This window comes from Lentilactobacillus fungorum (assembly GCF_016860605.1).
GTDB classification, from domain to species: domain Bacteria; phylum Bacillota; class Bacilli; order Lactobacillales; family Lactobacillaceae; genus Lentilactobacillus; species Lentilactobacillus fungorum.
Map to the genome: position 1 here is coordinate 255,001 of NZ_BNJR01000017.1, position 25,923 is coordinate 280,923.

Annotated in this window: 25 protein-coding genes and 1 riboswitch; of the genes, 6 read left to right on the top strand and 19 right to left on the bottom strand. The window is 44.7% G+C overall.

What is annotated here, in order from left to right:
- Positions 1 to 206 precede the first annotated feature (206 nt).
- Positions 207 to 1,058 (top strand): hypothetical protein, encoded by an 852-nt coding sequence (locus tag YK48G_RS11760; protein WP_203630901.1) that lies wholly within the window; start codon positions 207 to 209, stop codon positions 1,056 to 1,058.
- Between the two features lie 88 nt (positions 1,059 to 1,146).
- Here YK48G_RS11760 and YK48G_RS11765 read toward each other — a convergent pair whose 3' ends face one another.
- The 3 genes from YK48G_RS11765 to pyrF are packed head-to-tail and all read right to left on the bottom strand — an operon-like array spanning position 1,147 to position 3,437.
- Entirely contained in the window at positions 1,147 to 2,091 is a 945-nt protein-coding gene (locus YK48G_RS11765) for a dihydroorotate oxidase (RefSeq protein WP_203630902.1), read from the bottom strand.
- Complete coding sequence (gene pyrE, locus YK48G_RS11770) at positions 2,081 to 2,728, bottom strand: orotate phosphoribosyltransferase (protein WP_203630903.1); 648 nt, start codon at positions 2,726 to 2,728, stop codon at positions 2,081 to 2,083. Before pyrE ends, YK48G_RS11765 begins: the two co-directional genes overlap by 11 nt.
- Positions 2,718 to 3,437, bottom strand: coding sequence for an orotidine-5'-phosphate decarboxylase (gene pyrF, locus YK48G_RS11775; protein WP_203630904.1), 720 nt, complete (start codon positions 3,435 to 3,437; stop codon positions 2,718 to 2,720). Before pyrF ends, pyrE begins: the two co-directional genes overlap by 11 nt.
- 763 nt (positions 3,438 to 4,200) lie before the next feature.
- Between pyrF and YK48G_RS11780 the strand changes: the two genes are divergently transcribed.
- Positions 4,201 to 4,431 carry an antitoxin of toxin-antitoxin stability system gene (locus tag YK48G_RS11780; protein ID WP_203630905.1) on the top strand — a complete coding sequence of 77 codons (231 nt, stop codon included), beginning with the start codon at positions 4,201 to 4,203 and terminating at the stop codon, positions 4,429 to 4,431.
- 115 nt (positions 4,432 to 4,546) lie between these two features.
- The gene (locus tag YK48G_RS11785; RefSeq protein WP_308440183.1) at positions 4,547 to 5,791 is read left to right on the top strand and encodes an MFS transporter; all 1,245 of its coding nucleotides are present in this window, start codon (positions 4,547 to 4,549) and stop codon (positions 5,789 to 5,791) included.
- 127 nt (positions 5,792 to 5,918) lie between these two features.
- Here the strand turns inward: YK48G_RS11785 and YK48G_RS11790 are convergent, their stop codons facing one another.
- Positions 5,919 to 6,632: a thiaminase II/PqqC family protein gene (locus YK48G_RS11790; protein ID WP_203630906.1), complete on the bottom strand. Its 714-nt coding sequence runs from the start codon at positions 6,630 to 6,632 to the stop codon at positions 5,919 to 5,921.
- An 83-nt stretch (positions 6,633 to 6,715) separates the two neighbouring features.
- Positions 6,716 to 6,806, bottom strand: a riboswitch (TPP riboswitch).
- Positions 6,807 to 7,135: 329 nt separating this feature from the next.
- Between YK48G_RS11790 and YK48G_RS11795 the strand changes: the two genes are divergently transcribed.
- Positions 7,136 to 7,771 (top strand): HAD family hydrolase, encoded by a 636-nt coding sequence (locus tag YK48G_RS11795; protein WP_203630907.1) that lies wholly within the window; start codon positions 7,136 to 7,138, stop codon positions 7,769 to 7,771.
- A 93-nt stretch (positions 7,772 to 7,864) separates the two neighbouring features.
- Positions 7,865 to 8,743 carry a proline iminopeptidase gene (gene pepI, locus YK48G_RS11800; RefSeq protein WP_203630908.1) on the top strand — a complete coding sequence of 293 codons (879 nt, stop codon included), beginning with the start codon at positions 7,865 to 7,867 and terminating at the stop codon, positions 8,741 to 8,743.
- Between the two features lie 579 nt (positions 8,744 to 9,322).
- Here the strand turns inward: pepI and purD are convergent.
- The 11 genes from purD to purE form a co-directional block, all read right to left on the bottom strand.
- Positions 9,323 to 10,564, bottom strand: coding sequence for a phosphoribosylamine--glycine ligase (gene purD / locus YK48G_RS11805; protein WP_203630909.1), 1,242 nt, complete (start codon positions 10,562 to 10,564; stop codon positions 9,323 to 9,325).
- A gap of 398 nt (positions 10,565 to 10,962) precedes the next feature.
- Positions 10,963 to 12,492, bottom strand: coding sequence for a bifunctional phosphoribosylaminoimidazolecarboxamide formyltransferase/IMP cyclohydrolase (purH, locus tag YK48G_RS11810; RefSeq protein ID WP_203630910.1), 1,530 nt, complete (start codon positions 12,490 to 12,492; stop codon positions 10,963 to 10,965).
- A complete protein-coding gene (gene purN / locus YK48G_RS11815; protein WP_203630911.1) occupies positions 12,492 to 13,079 on the bottom strand; it encodes a phosphoribosylglycinamide formyltransferase in 588 nt (195 codons plus the stop codon). Before purN ends, purH begins: the two co-directional genes overlap by 1 nt.
- 2 nt (positions 13,080 to 13,081) lie before the next feature.
- A complete protein-coding gene (gene purM / locus YK48G_RS11820) occupies positions 13,082 to 14,092 on the bottom strand; it encodes a phosphoribosylformylglycinamidine cyclo-ligase (RefSeq protein ID WP_203630912.1) in 1,011 nt (336 codons plus the stop codon).
- Between the two features lie 10 nt (positions 14,093 to 14,102).
- Positions 14,103 to 15,545 carry an amidophosphoribosyltransferase gene (gene purF, locus YK48G_RS11825; RefSeq protein ID WP_203630913.1) on the bottom strand — a complete coding sequence of 481 codons (1,443 nt, stop codon included), beginning with the start codon at positions 15,543 to 15,545 and terminating at the stop codon, positions 14,103 to 14,105.
- Positions 15,530 to 17,761 carry a phosphoribosylformylglycinamidine synthase subunit PurL gene (gene purL / locus YK48G_RS11830; protein WP_203630914.1) on the bottom strand — a complete coding sequence of 744 codons (2,232 nt, stop codon included), beginning with the start codon at positions 17,759 to 17,761 and terminating at the stop codon, positions 15,530 to 15,532. Before purL ends, purF begins: the two co-directional genes overlap by 16 nt.
- On the bottom strand, positions 17,754 to 18,437 hold the full coding sequence (purQ, locus tag YK48G_RS11835) for a phosphoribosylformylglycinamidine synthase subunit PurQ (protein WP_203630915.1): 684 nt from the start codon (positions 18,435 to 18,437) through the stop codon (positions 17,754 to 17,756). Before purQ ends, purL begins: the two co-directional genes overlap by 8 nt.
- On the bottom strand, positions 18,434 to 18,697 hold the full coding sequence (gene purS / locus YK48G_RS11840) for a phosphoribosylformylglycinamidine synthase subunit PurS (protein ID WP_203630916.1): 264 nt from the start codon (positions 18,695 to 18,697) through the stop codon (positions 18,434 to 18,436). The genes purQ and purS overlap by 4 nt, the downstream gene beginning before the upstream one ends.
- Positions 18,697 to 19,437, bottom strand: a complete 741-nt coding sequence (gene purC / locus YK48G_RS11845; RefSeq protein WP_203630917.1) for a phosphoribosylaminoimidazolesuccinocarboxamide synthase — start codon at positions 19,435 to 19,437, stop codon at positions 18,697 to 18,699. The genes purS and purC overlap by 1 nt, the downstream gene beginning before the upstream one ends.
- A gap of 1 nt (position 19,438) precedes the next feature.
- Positions 19,439 to 20,572 (bottom strand): 5-(carboxyamino)imidazole ribonucleotide synthase, encoded by a 1,134-nt coding sequence (purK, locus tag YK48G_RS11850; protein ID WP_203630918.1) that lies wholly within the window; start codon positions 20,570 to 20,572, stop codon positions 19,439 to 19,441.
- Complete coding sequence (gene purE, locus YK48G_RS11855) at positions 20,553 to 21,041, bottom strand: 5-(carboxyamino)imidazole ribonucleotide mutase (protein ID WP_203630919.1); 489 nt, start codon at positions 21,039 to 21,041, stop codon at positions 20,553 to 20,555. The genes purK and purE overlap by 20 nt, the downstream gene beginning before the upstream one ends.
- 277 nt (positions 21,042 to 21,318) lie before the next feature.
- On the opposite strand from purE, the gene YK48G_RS11860 reads away from it, so the two are divergent.
- The gene (locus YK48G_RS11860) at positions 21,319 to 22,296 is read left to right on the top strand and encodes an aldo/keto reductase (protein ID WP_203630920.1); all 978 of its coding nucleotides are present in this window, start codon (positions 21,319 to 21,321) and stop codon (positions 22,294 to 22,296) included.
- 129 nt (positions 22,297 to 22,425) lie between these two features.
- On the opposite strand, the gene YK48G_RS11865 is transcribed toward YK48G_RS11860, so the two are convergent.
- The 4 genes from YK48G_RS11865 to YK48G_RS11880 all read right to left on the bottom strand — a co-directional run bounded on the left by YK48G_RS11865 (position 22,426) and on the right by YK48G_RS11880 (position 25,796).
- Positions 22,426 to 23,757 carry a dihydrolipoyl dehydrogenase family protein gene (locus YK48G_RS11865; protein ID WP_203630921.1) on the bottom strand — a complete coding sequence of 444 codons (1,332 nt, stop codon included), beginning with the start codon at positions 23,755 to 23,757 and terminating at the stop codon, positions 22,426 to 22,428.
- Positions 23,758 to 23,845: 88 nt separating this feature from the next.
- Positions 23,846 to 24,655 (bottom strand): TraX family protein, encoded by an 810-nt coding sequence (locus tag YK48G_RS11870; protein WP_203630922.1) that lies wholly within the window; start codon positions 24,653 to 24,655, stop codon positions 23,846 to 23,848.
- Between the two features lie 343 nt (positions 24,656 to 24,998).
- Positions 24,999 to 25,562 carry a ferritin-like domain-containing protein gene (locus YK48G_RS11875; RefSeq protein ID WP_203630923.1) on the bottom strand — a complete coding sequence of 188 codons (564 nt, stop codon included), beginning with the start codon at positions 25,560 to 25,562 and terminating at the stop codon, positions 24,999 to 25,001.
- 9 nt (positions 25,563 to 25,571) lie between these two features.
- Positions 25,572 to 25,796, bottom strand: a complete 225-nt coding sequence (locus tag YK48G_RS11880) for a heavy-metal-associated domain-containing protein (protein ID WP_203630924.1) — start codon at positions 25,794 to 25,796, stop codon at positions 25,572 to 25,574.
- Between the last annotated feature and the right edge of the window lie 127 nt (positions 25,797 to 25,923).

Here is a 25,923-nt window from a genome sequence, read left to right on the forward strand (position 1 = left end):
ACAAAGCCGGCTTAAAAGAAATTCCAATGCACCAGCTTGGCAAACCAGAACGATTAGTGGCTAATTATCTTGCCTCAGACGAAACCAGTTACGCATTCGGCCAAATGTTTACAGCAAGCGATGGTTATCCAATGAAATAAACATGAGTTATCTAATTCAATAGATGGTTTCGCTCACTTTATTAATACAATCCTAGGAGAAAAAATATGCGATCAAACACATCCCATTTAGCAAAACAACTAACCATCATGCTTGGCATTGGCGCGGCAATGTTTTTAGCTTCAACCATCTCCGCTCACGCCTACACCAGCTTAGCCAACAATTCCAACATTCAATACGTTAAGGTCAAGCGACCACTCTTTACTGGTCAATACACGAAGGTTAACGGTAAGAAAGGCCATAAAATCATCACTCCCAAGGGAACAATTCTCAAAGTTGAAGGGGTTGTTGACACGCCTAACAATCACCAGGCCAGCGTCCAACTAAGCCGTGGCGCCATTAGCTACCAAAAACAACAACGCATTTATCAGGCAACCAAACCGTCAAGCGCTTATATCAAACCATATACGACTAAGTACTTCACGCCATATAAGCTCCGTTTGCCAGTCCGAACCCAAGCACTCCAAGCCGGCCAAGGATTCACCAACACTCAAGCTGGTTACTACAAACCAATCTTCTACATCACGCTGGACGGTTACCTGCAATATTACACGACTGCCAGGCTAAAACATTACGGCATTCAAAATAGCTGGGAGTCAACCAAAGAAGTTGCCGCAGTCGACAACCCTATTTGGACAATTAAGCCGAGTGCTGCTGAAAAGATTAGTTCATTTAAATCAAAAGGGAACACTTCTTATATTTACTACAAACAACCAATCAAAGGCCTTCCCCAGAAGAAGGTGTCAGCTAGGAATTACCGACTAACCATCAAAAAGGGGCAAACCCGCAACCATACTTGGCACTATGGTGATGAAGACTTTCGCCTAGGGATTTGGACACCCTATAACGTTGGCGGCCAGCCATTTTATAACTTAGTGGAAGTTTCTGAAGGCGATTAGTAACCCAACATTTGAACAAATAATCCTTTATAAACCGAAAAAACGGCTACGAGCAACTCAACTTTGCCCATAGCCGTTTTAATTTTGTTTAAATTGTTTTTAGCTTCCCTCTAAAGTCAGCCAATGTCTGATAGCCCTTTTGAGCCATCAATTCCGTCAACTCTTTAGAAATCCGTTCAAAAATCGGGGTCCCGTCAAACCCGAAGGCTGTCCCAATTTGAACTAAGTCGGCACCACAAAGGACGTGTTCAAAAACGTCTTTACCAGATTTAATCCCACCAGTGCCAATGATTGAAATCTCTGGCTTTAACCGCAACCGCAGTGCCCGCACGTTAGCCAAAGCAGTTGGTTTGACGTAATCGCCACCTAGGCCGCCAAAACCGCCCTTTGGTTTAATGACCACTGACTCCGTTTCTGGATCAACCACCAAGCCATTACCAATTGAGTTGATTGAATTAATGTAGGTAATTGGAAAATCATTCAAAACGTCAGCAATGCCATCAAACTGATTAAAGTCAAAATATGGTGGTAGCTTTAATCCCAATGGTTTCTTGAAGAATTTGAAGGTGGCAGCCAATACATCCCGAACAGCTTCAAAATCATATCCTAACTGAGATTTTCCAGCAATGTTTGGACACGACAAATTCAACTCAGTCAAGCCACTAAATGAGCTGGCCTGGACCTTTTTTAACATCTCAATGTTCTGGTCGATCGATAAGCCAGCCACTGAAAGAATCACCTGTTTGCCGTGGTTCCCTTGCTTTTCTGTTGCGAACTTTAGGTAATAATCGAGCCCATGATTTGGCAAACCCATCGAATTGATGCAGCCCATCGAAGTTGCCTTCATGCGGGGGCTTTCGTTACCCTTTCGCGGCTCTGGGGTGGCACTCTTGGTGACACAGCCACCGGCATCAGAATCTAATATCTTGTCTAGTTCTTCAGTTGACGCACAGCGGACGCCGGCCGCGTTTAGCAGTAAATTATCGAATTGATAGTCGCCAATGTGTGAGGCCAGTGAAATATTAGTTTGCATGAGCTTCCTCCCGCTTTGTCCAATCCCAAGGTGCCTTGTGCCAAGTTGACAACCGTGAATATTCTTCGTCTGAGAATTTGTTTTCTTGATGTCCCTGCTTAATCAAATCGGCATAGCTGAGCAGCGGCACTAATTTGGTATTGGCGGCCGCGAAATTCTTGTCGGCATCTGGAAGCCCATACGTGAAGACGGAAGCCACGCCAATTACATTAACCCCTTCGTTTCGAACCGCTTTGACAGCGCCCAAAACACTGCCACCAGTGGAAATCAAATCGTCAATTAAGACCACCTTGTCATCTTGGTTGATCCGACCTTCAATTTGCTTACCGGCACCGTGGTCCTTTGGCTTGGCCCGCACGTAAATCAAGGGCAAATTCAGTCGTTCAGCCACCCAGGCAGCGTGGGGAATTCCAGCCGTTGCGACACCACCGATGACGGTTGCTTCTGGATAGTTTTCTTTAATATTCTCAGCGAGCCCGTCAGCAATCATTCTCCGTAAATCAGGAATTGAAATGGTGAGCCGAAAGTCAGTATAAATCGGGGATAAAATGCCACTTGCATACCGGAAAGGTTTTTGAAGGTTAATACTAACGATTTGGTGATCGATTAATGATTGAATGATTTGATTAGTTTGCATCATGCCACTCCTTTAAAAGTTTGTGATAAGCCGCTACCGGATCTTCTGCTCGAATGATTGGCCGACCAACGACCAAAGCGGAACTGCCGTATTCGGCAGCTTGTTTGGGTGTTGCGGTTCGTGACTGGTCGTCCTTAGGAAAGTTGGCGGGCCGAATGCCAGGGGTTACGTACAAGAAATCATCACCAACTTGTTGCTTCAGTGAGCTCACTTCCAGCGGGGACGTAATGACGCCATCGGCTCCGGAACGTTTTGCCAGCTTAGCTAAGGACACCACTTGATCGACCATGTCCAACTTGCAATTTTGTTCATTTTCCAAGGCATCTTCTGTAATCGAAGTTAATTCAGTCACCGCTAGTAATTTGGGGGTTGGCACGCCAGCCTCTTCACTCCCCAACTCCAAGCCTTCTTTAGCAGCCGCAATCATCGCTGAGCCACCGAGGGCATGAACCGTCGTGTAAGTCACGCCCATGCGGCCAATCTGCATCATCCCCATTTTGACCGTGTTGGGGATGTCTTGTAGTTTGAGATCCAAGAATACTTTAAAGCCCCGATCCAGTAAGTTCTGAACAATTGCGGGGCCTTCACCGTAGAACAATTCCATGCCAATCTTAACCGTCATTTCTTCATTGGTTGGGAATTTATCAATGATTTTGACTAAGCCTTCCCAGTTCCAAACATCCAGCGATACAATTAGTGGTCCTCTCATGATTAACCTCCATTATGATCGAAAAAGAGCCCGAGACAGTAGACCTGGCATCTGAACACACCAGTCTCCACAAAATCACGGACTCTTCGATTAAATTGTCGTCCGCTTTTGGCCTCTCTGAACCAAATTAAAGCTCTTTTATTTGCTAATAACTTTATCACGTTGGCGGCAGGAGTTCAAGCAGATTTTTGCTCACCATCCCCATTGACAAAATTAAACCAGCCTCGCATGCTGGAAAATACGATAACCCTTGATGGCATTATCCGTAAACGAGGTGATCGATAATCAAACGATATTCAAAGGTCGCAATTACTGCCTTAATCACCATTTTAATTTATTTTGGCTGGTCAATCATTAATTTTGACAACTATGCGCAATCATATACGCAGCAATATCTCAACGCCCAATTGAAAAGCAAGAATCTTACCAAGTTAAAGGCTGTTTGTGCTGACCGCCACACCTATCATTTTTTACGACGTCAAAAAACGGTTACTGTAAAATTCACAACGGATAATCAAGGAAGTGGCGATTTGGGATATTATGCAGCAAAGATTAATTCCAGCAAATACTATTTTGTAAACTTAAAGATAAAGGCAGTCATTCCAAATCACGTTAAGCTAACTGGCATCCGATACGATAACAATTAACGATGAATTTACTGGCGGTCTTAGAAGCGCACTTCAGCTCTGTTGAGGCTTATTAATTGAACTCGTCAAACTTTTTTTGTAGCATAGTCTTAATTCAATTGAAAGAAGTGATTGCGATGCCAGTTAAGTTTCGAAGCGTTGGGCAAACTCGGGGACTGTCAATCCCCAGCAGCATCATCCCCCTTGCCAATCAATTTAACATTTTTCAAGGCAAAGACAGGGTCATTGTCTTTACACCCAAACATGAGAACCCGTTTCATCAAGAGGCGTTCGTTCAATCCCACGACTTTAGTCAGCCGGAAGCGTTTGGTGGAAATCTGATTGGCGCAGAGATTCCGCATGACTAACTCACCGTCATCAATTCATTTGATGAGCCGCCTTGCAATTCGCCAACATCCATGCCATAATACGAACAGCTTAAAAATAAAGAATGTCCGCGAGCATTCATTTGGAGGATTAAACATGGAAAATACAAACACAACACTTACGCACAGCCGGACTTTTTCTAAGAATCAGAAATGGGTGATTGCTTCAACCAGTTCTGGATTCGCATTGGAAAACATGGATGTGCTCTTTTTATCGTTTGCGATGAGTTCAATGATCAGCCAGCTGCACTTAAGTGGTGGCGCTGCCGGGTTGATTGGCTCAATCACTAACTTGGGAATGTTGTTTGGTGGGATTATCTTTGGCTTGGTGGGTGACCGCTTTGGTCGGGTTAAGACATTTACATACACGATTTTTATTTTTGCGTTTGCTACAGCAATGATGGCCCTCGCTAATAACATTGCCGTTATCTACTTGCTAAGATTCCTGGCCGGCATTGGGGCTGGCGGTGAATATGGCGTCGGCATTTCGATGATCGCTGAATCGTTCCATAAGAACCAAATCGGCAAGATGACCTCAGTTGCCGCAATTGGTGGCCAAGTCGGTGCCATTTTGGCAGCCGTTACCGCTGCGCTAGTTATCCCCCACTTAGGTTGGCACGCCTTGTTCTTGGTTGGTATCGTGCCAGTTGTCTTGACCTACTTTGTCCGTCGGCATTTAACCGAAACCGCCGAATTTGTTCAAGCCAAGCAGCAAGAAACTGAGTCCACGACTAAAGCGGTTTTCAAATACATGTTCAGTTCACCAAAATTAGCTTACCAAAGTTTTGCCTTAATGATCATGACGACCGTTCAAATTGCCGGCTACTTTGGCCTGATGAATTGGCTGCCCATTATCGTTCAAAAGCAGCTTGGTCTAAACGTTTCCGGTTCATCACTTTGGATGATCTCAACGATTATCGGTATGAGCTTGGGGATGATGACGTTTGGCTCAATCCTGGATTTCTTTGGTCCTCGACGCGCATTTGGCATCTTCCTCATTGCTTCGGCCGCAATGGTCTTTACCATTACCCTGGCCCACAACACCGTTTCACTATTAATCATTGGCGCAATCGTCGGATTCTTTTCTAACGGGATGTTTGGCGGTTACGGTGCGGTGATCAGCCGATTGTATCCAACCGAAATTCGGTCAACCGCTAACAACGTGATTGTCAACATTGGCCGAGCCGTTGGTGGCTTTTCATCCGTTGTCATTGGTATTTTGATGGATCATTATTCACTCACCGTTGTAATGGGCTTCTTGTCAATTCTCTACATCGTCAGCTTTATCACGATGATTACCTTACCCGGATTAAAACAGTTAAATTCGCGTCAAAAAGCCTAACCACGGTTTCTATCAATCATTTTAAGTCATTCATCGTTCCTACTTAATTCAACCCAATTATCAAAGGAGTTCTGCCCCTTAGCCTCAAAAGCTAAGAAAGTCAGAACTCCTTTTTAGTATTGTTAAGTTAAAGTAGTGGGCCGCCATCCCCCTTTAGAGCCGCTTGCTGCCAATCATTCCAAGTCAGTTGTTTATATGCGGCGTCAAAGAAATACCATTCTAAAAGACAACTCTTTAAGAAGGTTTGCTTGGCCTGCTCTTGTTCACGGGGCGTAGCGGATTGAGCTTCATGATCGATGATATTAAAGAACTGCTGGATAAAGCCGTTGGGGCCAAGAAACGCATCGCCACCCATTGTCAAAAAACTTCGAAACGGCTCCTTATCAACCCGGGCCTGCCCGGCAACAAATTTCCCCAGCTCAATGTACAGCCACTCCCCTGCCGCAAACGATGGCAGAATTTGTAGCACACTGTGGGTTTGAATTGTTGCGCTCATGTGTTGGCGATACAGCTGGTTAATCGGCTGGATGGGCGTTTGCTTCAACGTCTCCCAATTGTGGGGCATTGATTTGGGCTCACGGTCCAGCCAGTCCCGTAACATGGTTAACTGCAGGGCTTGGCGTTGATGAAATAATAACGCCTGCTCAGTGGTCGTGCTGGCATTAATCAATGCGTTAATAATGCCAACCTCGTTGTATTCAAACGCGATATCCTGCTCATCGTAATATCGCAGTTGCTCGGAAGATAAGGTCGCGTGGATAATTCCCTGAACAAAGGGATGCTTTTCACTCGCGATTAAGTACGGCTGGGCTTCAAACAAAATATCTTGGGATAGTGGCATGGCAATGTTTCCTCCTTGAGTGGCGCCGGTCGCCTCATCACCAAAATGCCATCCTTCCCAATTTAAACGCCACCTGTATTGGTAACAATTTAATTGCGTCTTCCTGCGACAGTCCTAACTGCATCAGGTTCAATGGGTATCATCTCAGCTGTTAAAGCACCCCAGACCACGAATTATTTGTGTAACACCCTTTATTATAATAGGCAATCATTGAAAAACAACCATCTATTTGAAGTGTCAAATTTACTTTAAGCCTTTCTCAAAAGAATCGCTTTCACCGCTTTCTTCCAGGCCCACTTGTATCTTCCCGCCACGTGGTTGATAATAGATGGTAAAGTTTTTAATTAGGTTATTTATCTTGATGTGGACAGCTGTGCAAAGCAGAAAACACCACGTAAGCATCTCTAACTTGAATCTCGGGTCCGGGGATCCCCGTTAGAAAAGACTTATCTTCGGTTTTCTAACTGCTTTGCCTCGCTCACTTAAAAAGGGAGTCAATCAGTATGGAAAAAATCATTGCTTTTGACATGGATGGCACCACCGCCGAAACGTTTCCGGTTATTTTCGACTCGTTTAGAAAAACCGTTCATGATTACACAGGTAAGTGGATCAGTAATCAAGTGATCTTAGCGCAGTTTGGTGCCAATGAAATTGGCATGTTAAAGAAATTGATTCCCAATTATTCAGATGAGGTCCTCGAAACGTTCCATCGAAATTATCACAGTGCCCACATGCTGCTTCGAAAACCGTTTGATGGCATTAACGACCTTTTACATATGCTCCATGACCACCACGTCATCACCCCGATGATTACCGGCAAAGGTGAGCAAAGTTTACAAACTAGTTTAGAAGCCTTGGGGTTAGTCGACCAATTTGATCCAGTTTTATCAGGATCGCCAGATGGGTCGATTAAAGCCTCCCAGTTCACCCAAGTCCTAAACCAATACGACTTACCAAAGGAACAGATGGCTTACATTGGTGACGCGACAAGCGACGTCAAGGCCTGCAATGACGCTGGCATTAAGTGTTATACAGCCGCTTGGTCAATTAACGCTAAACCAGCCGAAATGGAAAAATTAAACCCTCACGAAGTCTTTACTTCCGTTGAACAGTTACGTGATCGATTATTAGAAGATTAAAGTAATCTAATTTTAGTCCTTAATCTATCTGTCACTAAGTGTATAATCAGTTCCAGTAGAACTAATTCTAAATAGAAGGGATTTGATGATTTCATGAAAATCAAAGAAGGCTACATGCCGTTTAAGGGTTACAAAACATATTACCGAATTGTTGGTGAAAAAACGCCTGGGAAAGCCCCGCTGCTGTTAATTCACGGTGGCCCCGGCTCTTCGCACAACTATTTTGAATTAATGGATGACTATGCCGACACTGGCCGCCAATTAATTATGTATGATCAGGTTGGCTGTGGAAAATCATCGATCCCAGACGACGACTCCGTTTACGTCAAAGAAACTTGGGCCGAGGAATTAATTGCATTACGTAAATACCTCCACCTAGATCAAATTCACATGTTGGGTCAATCATGGGGTGGGATGCTGGAGATGTTATACCTTACCCACTACAGCCAAGCAGGCGTCAAAAGTGTCATGATCGACGGCTCGCCAGCGTCGATTGATCTTTGGCGAAAAGAGCAGCACCGCCTCATCAAATACTTAAGTTACGAAGACCGCCAGGCAATTGCTGAAGCCGAAAGGACTGGTGATTTCACCAACGTCAAATACTTAGCTGCTAACGATCGCTACATGGAGCGCTATTGCTGGGACGACCCGGACGAAAACTCGCCGGAGCCATTGAGACGGCCAACTAACGGCAAAAAGGCCAGTTTAATTGCTGAAGGTCCCAACGAATTTACGGAAAACGGCACGATCGGTGACTTTGACGTGACCGATGACCTTAAGAACATCCACGTTCCCGTTTTGGTCACTAACGGCACTGACGACCTTTGCACACCGTTGATTGCCAAATCGGTGTATGATCATATCCCAGGTGCCAAGTGGCATCTATTTGCGAACAGCCGGCACTTGGCATTGTTAGATCAGCATGATGAATTTATCAGCGTGTTGGATCATTGGTTAAAGGCAAATGACTGAGAAATAAAGCATTCGATTAGCTGGCCAAAATACGCCGCCGTGATTAGCCTATCTAAGTAATCACGGCGGCGTATTTGGTTTGATGCCCTTTAGTAACAATCTTGCACTGGGTCAATGTTGCCTATAAAAGCCAGCTATTGAAGAAGTATAGGATAATACAAATGATGCCAGTTAATGCTAGAAATTTAAAGTATCCCCCCAATGTAAGTAAATGCCACTTGAAGCCTACTTGAACTAGAGTCCCTAGTAATGCTGCTAAGATTGCGATGATAATATAAATAACAATCATAAGAATGCTCCTTAATTTATAGTTACTTATATTTAAGCATGTATAAATTTCTTTTAGAAGCAATCATTTTCACCTATCACATTCACTAGACAACTATTAATCCGCTCCTTATCGAGGATGACTTGGAAAGCCATTGCCCGATTCTTGATTGGTAAACCTGCCAACTATTTGGTGATTCGTTTAAAACAGTGCAAAAAATAATCCTCGTTCTACAAGTATTGTAGTTCGAGAATTATGATGTCTTAATTCGTTTCAGTTTAGCTGAAAACACCGCTACTCTTACAGGAGCCTTATTGACTCACTTCAATATCCCGAAAGCCAATATCCTTGCGATAATAAAAGTTTGCCAAATCAATTCGACTTAGTTCAGCGTACACTTTCGCCTGGGCACACTCCAAGGTTGCGGCGTGATTATAAATAGTGAAAATTCGGCCGCCAGAACTGTAAAGGCGGTGATTTTTTTCAACGACACCAGCATAAAAAACATTTTTCGGCAGATTGGGTAATTCAATATCCTGCTGTGGCGAAGCCGGATAACCTGGGGCTGCAACCACGACGCCTAAGTAAAATTCCCCAGTTTGCCATTTCACGGTTGGCATTTGGTGATTAATCAAATCAATCGTCATTTGGTAGAAATCGCTTTGCAACTGTGGTAATAAGACTTGAGTTTCCGGGTCGCCCAACCGCAGATTATATTCAATCACTTTGGGGCCGGCATCGGTTAACATGCAGCCAATGTAAATTACGCCGGCAAATTCCAAATTTTCCTTAGCCAGGCCGGCCATCGTTGGTTCGACGACCTGTTGAATGGTGGCTCGCTGAACTTCTTCATCAATATGGGGAACCGGCGAGTAGGCTCCCATCCCACCGGTGTTCGGCCCAGTTTCGCCTTCATGAATTTTCTTGTGATCCTGTGAAATCGGAAAGATGACTTTCTGATCGCCGCCGACAAACATCATTAATGAAAATTCTTCACCGCTCAGAAATTCTTCGATAAGGATTTCATCGGATCGCTGGAAACTGGCATCAATTGCCCCGCGCAAATCATCAATGTCTCGGACAATCGAGACACCTTTGCCAGCTGCCAACCCATTTTCTTTCACGACAACCGGCAACGCCAATGTTCGCGCGTATGATTCGGCTTCATCGGCATCCATAAACGTCTTGAATTGGGCAGTCGGGATCCCGTTTCGGTTCATGAACTTCTTGGCGAAAGTTTTATCACTTTCCAGTCTGGCTGAAGATTGATTAGGCCCAAAGATTTTTAATCCGGCCGCTTGAAATTTATCAACAATCCCCATCGCCAACGGGACCTCTGGGCCAACAAAGGTCAAGTCAATTGCCTTGCGCTGAGCAAAAGCCAGTAACTTGGCAAAATCCAATTCATCAATATCAACCAGCCGAATATCATCCTGCTTCATTCCCGGATTGCCCGGCGCACAATAAACCGCCTCAACCTGTGGGCTCTTTAACATTGTCGCTGCAATTGCGTGCTCCCGAGCACCGGAGCCGATTACTAAAACGTTTGCCATGAGGAATCTCCTTTGTTTAATCATTTTTGACTATGTATAGAAGGCTGAATTCTCAGCCTTTGTTTGCATTACTGTGTGATTACGTTTAGGAATGACGGGGCGTTTAGGTATCCTAGCTAAATGATGCTCCGCCAAGCGGTTAGAAGCCTGCGGATAAGCACCTCTATCCCTCAGACTAGGACTGCTCCACCAAGCAGCTTTCAAGTTTGCCTTTCTTGGCAGCCGAGCGGAATGATGCTCCGCCAAGCAGAAACTTCCACATAAGCACCTCTACCCCTCAGATTAGGACTGCTCCACCAAGCAGGGACTTGTATCTAAGCAGCTCTGATCAAAAATGAAAACCACATTTTCGACCAGAGCTGCTTAGACTCCAGTCCCTAACCGCTTGGTTCCGCACACTAATGCCTGAAATGCCGAACCCCTGTCATCACCATCGCAATCCCGAATTTATCGGCCATCGCAATTGAATCCTTATCCTTAATACTGCCACCTGGTTGGATAATTGCTTTGATATCGTGTTTAGCTGCATATTCCACGCAATCGTCCATTGGGAAGAACGCGTCTGAGGCCATAATGGCGTTTTCATAGCCGTCCTTTGGCATGGCCTTTTGAATCGCAATCTTAGCTGAATCAATTCGGTTGGGCTGACCCATCCCGACTCCCAGCGTCTTAGTGTCAGTAGTCACAACCACCGCGTTACTCTTAACGTGTTTAACAACGTGTTGGCCAAACTGTAAGGCTTTTAGTTGTTGTTCGGTTGGTTGAACCTTCGTAACAACTTTGAAATCAGGAATCTGGTCAATCTCATGATCACTTTCTTGAATGAGCATCCCGCCGCTAACGGTAATTTCTTCAAAGCGATCTGGTTGATCACGGTGGCTGAGGTCTGCCTTGAGCAAACGAATATTTTTCTTCTTAGCTAAAATTTCAAAGGCTTCATCTGAGTAAGCTGGTGCAATGACAATTTCCAAGAAAATCTTGTGCATTTTTTCAGCAGTTGCCGCATCAATTTCCCGGTTAACCGCAATAATCCCACCAAAGATCGACATTGGGTCGGATTCGTAAGCCTCGTCCCACGCTTTTTCAATCGTGTCGGCCACACCAACGCCACAAGGATTCATATGCTTCATGGCAATCACGGCTGGCTGGTCAAATTCGGCTACCATATTTAACGCCGCGTTGGCATCCTTAATGTTGTTGTACGACAGTTCCTTGCCGTGAAGTTGGTTCGGAATAATTGATAACTTTGAAGGCAGTGGTTTACGGTAAAAGGCTGCTTTTTGATGACTGTTTTCGCCGTAACGTAAAGCCTGTTGCTTTTCGTAGGTTAACGTCAATTTTTCTGGAAATTCTTCTTCGGTCATGTAATTTGAAATCAATGCATCGTAAGCTGCCGTGTGTCTAAAGACTTTCGCCGCCAAATGTTTTCTGAAGTCGGCATCGTCGGCGTGCGCTTTCAAAGCATCAATCACTGGCTGATAATCAGCCGGGTCAACCACCGTTAAAACACCGACAAAATTTTTGGCCGCCGCCCTCAACATTGAAGGACCGCCAATGTCAATTTGTTCAATGGCTTCTGCTTCAGTGGTTTCTGGCTTCTCGATCGTTTGTTTAAATGGGTACAGATTTACCGCCACTAAGTCAATTGGCGTAATTCCAGCTTCGCTTAATTGCTTCATATGATCCGGATTATCCCGCTTAGCTAAGATCCCCGCATGAATCTTTGGATGAAGCGTCTTGACCCGGCCATCTAACATCTCTGGAAACCCAGTCACGGCTTCAACGCCAGTCACGTCAATGCCGGCCGCTTCTAAGGCCTTTTTGGTGCCACCCGTTGACACAATCTCAAAGTCTAATTCCTTTAATTGCTTGGCAAAATCAACTAAATGACTTTTATCAGAAACACTTAACAGAGCTCTTCTTGACATTAAATTTCTCCTCTTTCTAATAATTGTTTAATGACTTCTGGATATAACTGATGTTCAGTGGCATGAATCCTTGTTTCCAAATCGCTTAACTTGTCGGCTTTGTAAACCGGCACTTTTCTTTGAGCAATAATTTTACCAGAGTCAATCCCAGAATCCACCCAGTGAATTGTCACGCCGGTCGTGTCAACGCCGGCTTCATAAGCGTCTTCAATCCCATGGCGGCCAGGAAACTTAGGTAGCAAGGCTGGATGAATGTTAACAATTTTGCCCTCATATTTGGCAAGTAAAGTTGGCCCAATAATCCGCATGTAGCCAGCCAAAATAATAAAATCAATCCCAGCTGCAGCCAATTTTTCAGCGATCACTTTTTCAGCAGCTGCCTTGTTTGGATAATCCTTAAAATGGATCACAAACGTTGGCACCGATTCTTTTTCGGCTCGAGCCAGCACGTGAGCTTTGGTGTGATCACAAACTAGTAATTTCACTCTAATTGGCAAACGTTCCTTTCTGAAAGCCTCATAAAGGGCCGTAAAATTGGTTCCTTCGCCGGAAGCAAAAATAGCAATGTTCTTAACGTCTGATGTCATGATTAATCCTTTCGAATAAGTACTTCTTTGAATCCGGAAACGAGTCGGCCCACTTGATAGACTGTCTCCCCAGATTTGACTAGTGCTTCTTTTACTTGAGCCACATTTTCTGGATGAACTGCCAATACCATTCCTAGGCCCAAGTTAAAAGTATGCTTCATGTCGTCAAACGATAATTGTCCAAGCTTTTGCAATTCAGTCATTATTGCCGGCATCGGCCAAGTATTCGTGTTAAACTCAGCTGCCAGATTTTCCGGTAAAATCCGCGCCACATTTTCCGGCAAGCCCCCGCCAGTAATGTGGGCAATCGACGCGATAAATCCCTGTTCAACCAGTGGTAAAACCGATTTAACGTAGATTCGAGTTGGTCGCAGTAACTCATGTTTGAGATCGCGATCAAGTCCTGGTAATTGATCCGTCAACTTGTAATCGTGCTGCTTGAACAAAATGTCTCTTACCAGGCTAAAGCCATTCGAATGTAGCCCATTTGATGCTAACCCCAGTAAAACATCCCCTTCGCTTAAATCAGTTTTCTTCAATAATTGTGATTGATCAGCAATCCCCACTGCAAAGCCGGCCAGGTCATAGTGACCATTGGTGTACATATCCGGCATTTCAGCGGTTTCGCCACCGATTAGCTTAGCCCCAGCTTCAGAAACTCCTTTAACGACCCCGGCAACGATGTGCTTGGCTTGGTCCGGGTCTAGATGACCAACCCCTAGGTAATCCAAGAAAAACAGCGGCTTAGCACCTTGGGCAAGAATATCATTGACACACATTGCGACTAGATCAATTCCCACCGTTTCGTTGAGCCCAGCTTGAATCGCAATCAACAATTTAGTCCCAACGCCATCGGTGCCAGAAACTAAGACTGGTTCTCGATAGTCGCCAAGCGCTAGTGGAAACATCCCACCAAATGCACCTAATTCGGTATTTTTTGAGAGACTCTTAATTTCATTAACTAACTTGTAGCCAGCGTTAATATCGACGCCGGCTTTTTTGTACGCGTCCATCTAAATGACCTCATCTCATCTGTTGTAGTTGCGCTTGATCACGATCATATTCTTCTTCATAGTCGTATAAAGGCGTTGGGTATTTACCATCAAAGTAAGCAACACACAGGCCTTTGTTCGGTGCGTCAGTTTTTAGATTAACGGCATCAACCACTCCTTGAACGCTTAAAAAGCCAAGGGAGTCAGCGCCAAAAATCTCACGCATTTGTTCAATCGTCTTGTTGGCCGCAATTAATTCACGGACGTGTTGAATGTCAATGCCGTAAAAGCACGGATAACGAAGTGGCGGTGACGCAATCCGCAAATGAACCGAAGCGGCACCAGCATCTTTCAGCAATTTGACAATCCGGCGGCTGGTGGTACCCCGAACAATTGAATCATCGACTAAAATGAGGTTCTTGCCCCGAACAACACCTTTGACAGCTGAAAGCTTCATATTAACGCCCTGCTCGCGAAGCGCTTGGGTGGGCTCAATGAACGTTCTGGCCGAATATTGATTCTTAACCAAGCCCATTTCATACGGCAAACCAGATTCTTGGGCGTACCCCATTGCCGCCGACAGCGAAGAGTTGGGCACCCCAATCACCATGTCAGCATTATCAACGGGCTGTTCTTGGGCAAGCCGAGCTCCCATGCGTTTGCGGGCCGAATGAACGTTAACCCCATAGATGTCAGAGTCTGGCCGGGCAAAATAGATGAATTCCATCGAACAAATCGCCAACTGGGTATCGGTTGTGTATTGGTCAACCGTGATGCCGGCGTCGTCGATCTTAATCAATTGACCGGGCTGAACATCAAACTTGAATTCAGCGCCAACTGCGTCTAGCGCACAAGTTTCACTGCAAACAACATAAGCACCATTGGCCAATTGACCAACCACCAACGGCCGAAAACCATTGGGGTCAAGGGCGGCATAAAGGCGATCTTTAGTCATCACCAGGTAGGCAAAACCACCCTTAATGACGTTGAGGGCTTCTTTCATTTGGTCATCTAAATTATCCGCTTGGCTTAAACGAATCAAGTGCATCAGGTTCTCAGTATCAGAACTTGAGTGGTAAATGGCCCCGCGATCTTCCAAGCGCCTCCGAATTGAAATGGCGTTGGTTAAATTCCCGTTATGGGCTAAAGCAAACTGGGTATCGCTAAAATTAAACGGGAGGGGTTGGATGTTTTCAAGCAGATTACTGCCGGCGGTGGAATAACGCACGTGACCAATAGCGGCAGAACCAGTCATTTCTTCAACGGCAGTCGGTGAGTCAAATACATCGGTTAACAAGCCAAAGCCACGTTTGGTCGTGAGATGCCCGCCATTATTAACGGTAATCCCAGCCCCTTCTTGGCCGCGGTGTTGAAGGGCAAATAAGCCAATGTAGGTCAATTTGGCCGCATCTGGGGTTCCCCAAACACCAAAAATGCCGCACTCTTCATTTAAACTTTTTACTTCAGCCGGCATGCCAATGCCCCTTTCCAAATAGCCAGTGCTTTGTCACTGTCTAAATCAAAGTAACCATCGCTAGCTTGAACAAAGAAATGATTATCATCTGTCACTTTACCAAGTTGATATGCTTCACTACCGACTAATTGTTCAAAGGCTGCCTGCTTGTCTTGTGGCACTGAAACAACAAACCGAGACTGACTTTCCGAGAAGAAATCGGCAACGGTTAGGTCACTTGCCAACTCAACCCCTAATTGGCGGCCAAACGTACTTTCGGCAATTGCGGTAATCAAGCCACCCTCAGAAATATCGTGGGCGGACTGAAGGAGTTTGGCTTGAATGGCCTTGGTAACCAAATGTTGAATCTTCAGTTCATAATCTAAATCAAAGTCAAATAACTGACCGAAGATTTGGCCGGTTTGCATTTTTTGAATCTGGGAACCGTTAAAGCCGGCATCGGTCTTGCCAATCACGTAAACTAAATCACCCGCCTGCTTAAAATCTTGGGTAGTGATGTGGTCGATTCCCTTAATGAGGCCAACCATGCCGACCATTGGGGTGGGGTAAATTGGCACGTTGTCATATTCGTTATTTAAGGACACGTTACCGGAAATCACTGGTGCTTCGAACTTTTCGCAGGCTTCGCTCATTCCCATAACTGCTTGGTCCAGTTCGTAAAATTGATCCGGCTTTTCTGGATTACCGAAGTTCAGACAGTCGGTAATGCCAAGCGGTGTCGCCCCAGAAGCAACAATGTTTCGCGCCGCCTCAGCAACCGCCATTTGACCACCAATTCGGGGGTTCAAATAAAGATAGCGTCCGTTAACATCCGTGGTAATTGCCAACGCTTTATCATGATGGCGAATGCGAACCACGGCCGCGTCTGATCCCGGCGCAACCACCGTATTCGTTTGAACTTGCGTATCGTAGGTTTCATAAATACTTTCTTTAGAAGCAATCGTGAGTTGCCCTAGCATTTGCTTAAGAGTTGCAGTTGGATTGGCAATTTGCGGTTGATATTGATGAGCATCAGCGTGTTTTAAATGTTCCGGAACCGCTGACTCCCGGTGATAAACCGGCGCCTGGGCGGCCAACGAATCAACTGGCACATCGGCAACTAACTTGCCGTGATGCAATAGCCTGTACTGATGACCTTCGGTGACGTGGCCAATCACAACCGCATTAACACCCCGATCTGCAAACACTTGAAGCACTTCATCTTCGTGGCCAGCCTTCACGCACAATAACATTCGCTCCTGTGACTCTGATAACATTAATTCAAAGGCTGACATCCCGGCTTCTCGCTGCGGTACCAAATCAAGATTCAATTCCATGCCGTTACCGCCCGCTTTAGAGCCCATTTCGGCTGAAGAAGAAACCAACCCAGCAGCTCCCATATCCTGAATCCCGATTAAAGCTTCTGCGTGATTATTAATCACATCCAAGCAGGCTTCCATCACTAATTTTTCTTCAAATGGATCGCCAACTTGAACAGCTGACCGTTGGCTTTCATGTTCAGAATCAAATTGGAATGAGGCAAACGAGGCACCGTTAATCCCATCGCGGCCAGTTTTATGACCCACATAGACGATACTATTACCGACCCCTGCCGCAGCACCAACTTCAATCTTATCAAGATCCATCAAACCGACAGACATCACGTTGACTAGCGGGTTGTGGGCATACGCATCGTCAAACGCAGTGTCGCCACCCACCGTTGGAATACCAATACAGTTGCCGTATGCACTGATGCCGGCAACAATTTGTTGAATAAAGTATTTATCCGCATCGGTTTTGGGTTCGGCAAATCGCAAACTATCTAAACTGGCAATTGGCCGGGCACCCATTGAAAAAATATCGCGGAGAATCCCGCCAACGCCGGTCGTTGCGCCTTGGAAGGGTTCAACGGCTGAGGGATGGTTGTGACTTTCAGCTTTGAAAACAACGCCCTGGTTATCACCAATGTCGATGATGCCAGCCCCTTCGCCAGGGCCTTTAACGACGTGCTTGCCCTTGGTAAAGAACTTCTTTAACACTGGTTTAGAATTCTTATAAGAGCAATGTTCACTCCACATGCCGGAAAATAGCCCCACCTCAGTGTAATTAGGCAGCCGATGCAACACATCGTCCTTAATTAACTGATACTCGTGGTCGGTCAAGCCCATGGATCGATACAACTGTTGATCCCTGATTTGTTCCGGTGTTGCTTCTACTTGTTCTGCGACTTTATTCATAGATAACCCCTCGACTCTTAATGTGCTTGACGATTGATTGAAAGACCCCCTTGCCGTCACTTGAACCCAACACATCTTCCACGGCGCGTTCTGGATGGGGCATCATTCCTAATACGTTTCCTTGCTGATTCACAATCCCGGCAATATTATCAACACTGCCATTGGGATTGTTAGTGTACTTAAAGACAATCTGATCATGGGCAATCAAACTCTTGAGGGTTTCTTGATCACAATAATAGTTACCATCACCGTGGGCAATTGGTAAGCTAATCAGCTGCCCCTTTTGATACTCCGAACTAAACAAACTGTGATTATTATTAACGACCAAGGTTTCATCTTTACAAATGAACTTGGCTGAGACATTTTTTTGTAAACTGCCAGGAAGCAAACCAGCTTCAGTGAGAATCTGAAACCCATTGCAAATTCCCAAAACTGGTTTACCGCTTGAAGCAAACTGTTGTAGGGCCGGAATAATTGGCGAAAAACGGGCAATCGCGCCGCTTCGCAAATAATCTCCATAAGAGAAGCCACCAGGAATTAGTGCGGCGTCAAAACCGGCCAGTGACTCCTGTTTGTAAGAAACCAGTTCAACTTCTTCTTTGATAATATCCTTAATGGCGTTATAGAGATCCATCTCACAGTTTGAGCCTGGAAATTCAAGAACCGCAAACTTCATTGAGCCGCCTCCGCATCTTCAATTTCATAGTGGTAATTTTCCATGTTGTAATTAGCAAGTAACTTGTCACAAATTTCGTTGATTTCATGATCCATTTCCGCCTGGGACTTGCCGTCAGCCACGGTGAGTTCAAAATACTTACCTAACTTGACGTCTTCAATATCCGCATAACCAAGCCGTTTGAGTGCTTTGTGAACGGCTTCTGCTTCGGGATTTAGAATTGACTGTTTGTAATTAACGTAGACTTTGACTAATGCCATTAGTTAACACCTTCTACTTTCTCTAATCGGCCAAGCAATTCTTTATATACTGGCACCAGTTCGCCAAGCCCTTTTCTAAAGACATCCTTATCAAGCGATTTTTTGGTCTTGCGGTCAACGAGACGGCAGCTATCTGGTGAAATCTCATCGGCCAAGATCAGTTTGCCGTCTCGGTCAATGCCAATTTCGACTTTAAAATCAACCAGATCAATCGCCATTTTGTCAAAGATCTCCTTGAGACGGTTGTTGACCATTAAAGCAATTGCGCGAATCTGATTCATTTGATCTTCAGTGGCAATTTTTAATGCTTCGACTTCAAAGTCATTGATGAAGGGATCGTCTAATTCATCGCTTTTGTAATAAAATTCAGTGATGGGTTTGTCGAATTTCAGCAAATGCTTGACCGCAAACCGCTTTTCAAAGCTGCCTGAGGCAAAATTGCGAACGACCGTTTCTAATGGAATAATTTTGACCCGCTTAACCAATTGGTTGTTCGCATCGAGTTGCTTAATAAAGTGATTTTCAATGCCATGTTTAGCAAGATCAGTAAAAATGAGGGCCGAAATTTCGCAGTTGGTTTGACCCTTACCAGCCATCTGAACCTTTTTCTTACCATTAAAAGCGGTGACTTGATCCATGTAGTGAACCCACATGATATCAGGATCGTTGGTCGTAAACATTTCTTTGGCTTTGCCCTTGTATAAAAGGTCTCTTTTTTCAATCTGAGTTAAATCAGTCATTTTAATTTTCTCCCTTTAACATGTCAGTTGACTTCAACAAGTCGTCAATGTGATCGCCAAGCACCGTGACGTGGCCCATTTTTCGCTGCGGCCTGATTTCAGCTTTGCCATAATCATGAAAGTGCCACTCTGGATGCGTCTTCAGTAATTTACGGGCCAGCGTTAAATCCGTTCCGAGGAGGTTACGCATGACAGCTGGTTGCGTTTGGATAACCGCTGGAATCGGTAAGCCACAGATACTCCTAATATGAGCCTCAAACTGAGAAATATTGCATGCTTCAATCGTGTAATGGCCGGAGTTATGTGGCCGTGGCGCTAGTTCGTTGACCATAATATCTTGATCATCAATTACAAACAGTTCAATGCCTAAAACCCCGTACAAATCAAGGCTGTTGGCAATCACTTCCGCATAGTGGCGTGCTTTTTGATGAACCGTTTGTGAAAATTGGCCTGGGGCAATTGTGGTATGCAAAATGTGATTTTTATGACGATTTTCAACTAACGGAAACGTAATCACCTTACCGTTCAGATCCCGCGTCACCATCACCGAAGCCTCAGCGATAAATTTCTGGCGGGCTTCCAAAATACAGGGCTGTTGCTCGTACAATTCAGCAGCTTTATCCACGTCAGCTGGCTCATTAATATCCATTTGGCCGTGGCCGTCATAGCCGCCGGAAGTCGTCTTTAAGATTGCTGGGTACCCGACTTTTTCAACTGCGGTGAGCATACTTTTACGATCAGCCACCGCTGCAAACCGGGTTACCGGCAAGCCGCAATTATGAATAAACTTCTTTTCGTTTAAGCGTTCACCGGTAATGTGTAAAAGATTGACCCCCTGAGGCAATTCGGTTACTTGATTGGCTTTGAGTAATGAGGCCTCATCAACGTTTTCAAATTCATAAGTTAGCACATCAGCTTGTTGCGCTAACTTCATGAGGGCTGCCACGTCATCGTATTCGGCAACAATTTGAAAATCGGCTACTTGCCCAGCAGGTGCCTGCGGGGTTGGATCAAGAATTCCAACATGATACCCCATTGATTTGGCGATAAGCGCCATCATTTGCCCCAATTGGCCGCCGCCAACAATGCCGATCGTTGCTGGTGGCAGGATTGTTTTAATCGAATTGCTGCTCACTGTTTTTGGCCTCCACTTTTTGTTCGTGTTTTAATGCTTGAAGCTTGGTTTCAATTGACTGATCAGTGGTTGCTAAGATCTGGCCAGCAAGCAATGCCGCATTTTTGGCACCAGATTCACCAATGCTAACTGTTGCCACAGGTGCCCCAAACGGCATTTGAACAATTGAAAGTAACGAGTCAACACCGTTTAATGTTCGGGTTTTGATTGGCACTCCAATCACTGGTAACGTCGTGTTTGCCGCAATCATCCCTGGCAGATGCGCAGCGCCACCAGCTCCGGCAATGATGACTTTTAGGCCTTTATTTCGAGCTGATTTGCCGAATGCCTGCAATTCATCTGGCATCCGGTGGGCTGAAATAACGTGCTTTTCATAGGGAATCCCCAGCTTTTCTAATTGTTCACACGCTAATTTCATTGTCGGCCAATCAGAAATTGACCCCATTGCCACTCCGACGACGTTCGCCATTTTTAACACGCACCTTTTCGAATTTATTTTGTGTCTAAATCATACTTGGCCCAATTTCGAATGTCAACCCTATTGTTCGTGTTTTGATTGAATTTAATGGATTTTCGCAGATAATTATTAACTTTTTTATTAATTCACGAACTCTTTATGAGTATAACGATTTAACTTCGTCTTTTTCGTTTGGTCTGCTAAAAGGATTATTAAAAACAAACGTTCCCGCCATTATCGAAAAATGTTAAAATGAATTTACAGAATAGGATAATTGGAGGTTATATGCATGAAATTCCGAACACTTGGTAAAACCGGTTACTCAATTAGCGAAGTTTCTTTGGGAACCTGGCAGTTGGGCGGTAAGTGGGGCACCCCATTTGACCCCAAAGACGCCGAGGAAACTTTGAGCGAAGCCTATGATCATGGCGTTAATTTCTTTGATACGGCTGATGGCTATCAGGATGGTCAAAGTGAAAAGACGGTCGGCAAATTTGTCCGATCCCATCCAGACGTTCATTTCACCACCAAAATTGGCCGCAAGGAATCCCCATTAACTGTTGAACATTTCAACCCTGAGCATCTTACCCGTTACGTTGACGAGTCGTTAGCCAACATGGGAGTGGACGCTTTAGATATGGTCTTGCTGCATTGCCCACCCATGCAAACTTATTACATGCCTGAAACCTTCTTTACAATGGATAAACTCAAGCAGGCTGGCAAAATCAAGCATTACGGTGTCAGTGTTGAACGGGTTGAAGAAGCTATCAAAGCAATGTCTTACGATATTTCGGCCGTTGAGATCATTTTTAACATGTTCCGGCTGCGTCCCGCCGACTTATTCTTTGACCTGGCTAAGAAAAATAACATCGGCATTTTGGGCCGCGTCCCATTGGCAAGTGGCTTGTTAACCGGCAAATTTACTGCCGACACTAAATTTGCCCCAGAAGATCATCGAACCACCAATCGAAATGGTGAGCAATTTGACAAAGGGGAAACCTTCTCTGGCGTCGATTATCTGACGGGGGTTAAGGCCGCTAACGACTTAAAACAGCGATTGGGAACTGATAATCTAGCCGCCACCGCCTTACGGTTCATTTTGATGTACGATGCTGTTTCGGCAGTCATTCCTGGCGCCAGCAATCCAAGCCAAATCGACCGCAATACAACGGCCGCTGACCTGCCGCCACTGAGTGATGAGCAAATGCAGGTCGTCCGCGATGTCTACGATCAATACATTAAGAACCCAGTTGAATACTTGTGGTAAAATAATTCCTTATCAGCGAACTATTTTGCTGACCAACAAAAAACGGGCCGACAGCCATCTGAGACTGTCGACCCGTTTTATGATATTGATAGTTTTTTAATAATCATTATGATTCAAATTCGTAAAGTTTTATAGTTGCCCCATCGTATCAGCCGCAATTGACGGGAACAACGTCACCAGCCGCCCCAGTTGATCAGCATCTAATTTAAATTCAATAGCTGGCAAAAGCGTATTGATAGCATCTTCTGCTTGATCACTCATTTCCGTAGCGCCTACTAACTGGTGCTGCTGGTTGTAAACTAAAACATTATCCCCTAATGTTTCTTTAGTAACTTGGCGATACCAGTCATCTGGCAAGTGGTTAGTTGCCGTTTGATAATGCTCATTTTGAGCTGCTTCATCCGGAGAAACCCCTACTTTGGCAATTCTCGGTGATGTAAAGACAACTGATGGGATGGCCGGATACTTGATTGGTTCATCACTATCGCCGGCAAAGTGATGCATCAGATACATTGATTCAAAAATTGCGGTTGGGGTAAGCTTTGGCTGTTCTTTATCAATCACGTCTCCCGAAGCGTAAATATTATTCACGTTCGTCTGAAGATGATCATTAACCGCAATGCCATTTGTACTGTAGGTAATACCAACTTTGTCGAGGCCAATCCCATCGACGTTTGGCTTTCGTCCAGTCGCGTCCAAAACCCAATCAGCATCAAGCTGGGCATCATTATAGTGAACAACAACGCCATCGGTTGATTTTTCAAGCTGAGAAACTTCCGCGTTGTAGATAAACTTAACACCACGGGCTTTCAAGTCAGCAACTACTTGGTCGACAAAGGGCTGATAGAATTTTCGCAATACGCGATCACCATGGGTCATCACCGTGACATCAGCGCCAGCAGCATTGGCGATTGTCGCAAATTCCATGCTAATATATCCGGCGCCAATAATCACAATCTTTCGTGGCAAATGTTTCAAGTTCATAAATGCTTCACTGTCATGGGCAAGCTCTTTGCCGGGAATATCCAGTCGATGTGGATGCTGACCAGTTGAAATGACAATATTCTCAGCCGTCTTAGCTTGATCGTCAACCATTACCGTATGAGGGTCCGATAAAACACCGTAACCCTTAATGAGATCAATATGAACCGACTTCATTAAGCCCGCAATCATATCCGGCAATGGATCAATTACCTCGTGCATGTGTTTTTCATTTTGTTCCCAATTAATTGAAATGCCACCGGTGACAATGCCATTCATTTGTTCCGTTAATCGGGTCAATGCTACCGGCGCATCCAATGTAATCTTGGCGTTACATCCTCTATTCGGGCAGGTGCCGCCAATGAGGTCATCCTCAATCACACCGACCTTTTTACCGCGAGCAGCCAGTGGAATGGCCCCATCAAAAGTGCCGTGTCCACTGCCAATGTATAAAACATCATAATCATATTGAGTTGCCATAAACATCCCTCCGTTATCTTTCACGACTCGACTACAAATTAATCGTACCCCGAGAGAAATTCACAAGCAACCAAATTGCCTCTCATTTTTAAGCTCGAACGCCTAATAATGAGGCCAAAATATATAATATCCAAATGTGAAGGGGGTAAAAGGCATAAAAGAAGCCCTTCATGCTCTTTCCTAATTGACCATTGTACATTGCCAGTGGGATGATTGCCAAAATCATCATCCATTGAGTATTTTGCGTCAATAATTGACTGAAATTAAAGCCGGTTGCAATTAAAGCAAAAGCGGCAATCGCGAGTAATTGCCAACGACGATCTTTTCGAAGCAAATACATCACCGGTCCTAAATATAGGAAAAAGGAATTTTCAGCCGTGATCGGCGTCGGCACAGCCAGCACAATGGCCTTGGAAATCAAATTAAGCTGCGTTGAGCTTAATAAAAATAAAACCAGGCCCCCAAAGATTAGCGGCATTAACACGATTCCAACCCCGGCAAAAGTTTGTCCCAGCCGATGTTGTTTATGGCCGTTGGCAATGGTCTGGAATCCATACATCGTTAAAACACCAACAAATAAGTCACTAAAAATATTATTTATCAATCCCAAATGGCCAACGCTGAAAAAATGTTGAACGATGATATTACCAATACCCATTATCCAAAACCCAATCAGAAGCCGTAATAAATAACGCTTTTGATCATGGGTATGGGTAAAGCCTTCCACACTTAAAAACATAAAAATTGTGGCAACCGGCCGGCCAAACCAATCCAGCCACCCAGGCGCCCCGGCTGCCGAAAACATTTCGTGGATGTGATCAATTAACATGAATGTAATTCCCAAGACCTTAATATCAAAATTAGTGAGTCCGTTTTTTCTAATCGCTATGCCGTTCATTCTAAAATCCTCCGCCTCATCATTTTGTTATTTGGTTAATTATATGAGTAACTAACTAAATGCTGATGTTAAATTTAACGCGGCCAGCCAGATTTGTCAATGAAAAAAGCAAACCTGTTAACAAAATTGCCAGATTAGTATTCGCGTCACCTCCGACTATTACTTTGATTAAGGCAAGCGATTAGGCCAATGTGTGTAATCAAAAAGTGGTTCTTGATATTGAAGTCTTGGAGTACCTCCAATATCGAGAACCATTTTTCATTAAAATATTTAGTTATATTTTTGAAGACTAAGGCATGGTGGCAACCGATATAGCTCCTTCAAACCATCCGACTCAGACTTGCTAAAAGTCATCTTCGTCTTCTTCGTCTAAGCCAGCCCGAGGCGTGTTGCCCAACAGCGCTTGCAGCGAGGCGATGTTGTGATTGTTTTCGCCAAGTAACCTAGTCAACATCGCTGCTAAAACCGGTCGATCTTCTTTTTCAGCTAATTTAATCGCTCGAGTGACAAACAAATTTTCGGTATTATAATCATGGACAAAATTATCAATTAGCCACTCAGCTGAATGATATTTATTTTCACCGTTTTCCGTCAACATGGCATACTCGCTGAATTCCGTTTGGGTTGTCGGCGTTAATAGGTTTTCATCGACCAGAGTCCGACCTAATTCATCTTTTTGCTGACTTGCTTGAACGAGCAAGTCTCCAAAGTAGACTTTCAGCGAATGCGCATCCATTCCCTTAACATACCATTTGGCTTGCTGCAATTTATCGATAAGGACCACCAAATTGGCAACAATGTGACCGCTCATCGCCCCTGCCGTCGGGGTATGATGATCAATATCGGCTTGCTTAACTTCTTCATCAAATAAATCTTTGGGTGTTTTTTCAATATTTTTAATTGTCATGGGTAATCCTCATTCCTTTACTTTCATTGATTGAACTTCATATCCCAAGCTAGTGATGGTATCCGCTAATTGATCGGCAGAAATTTGATCACCATCAAACTCAGTTTTCACCTTGGCGGCGTTAAATAATACCTTCACATTTTCAACGCCCCCTTGTTTTTCCAAAGCGCCTTGAATCTTTTGCATACATGCCGGGCATGATAATGCGTCTAATTGTAAAATTGCTTTACTCATTATAGTAACCTCCATTTATGACTTAATTGTTATTTTGTTCGTGAGTTTGGGCCATGTTGGGCGGGGAGCATTTTGGGGCAGTTTGGATTAGGACAGCTGCACAAAGCAGAAAGCTGCGCGTAAGCCT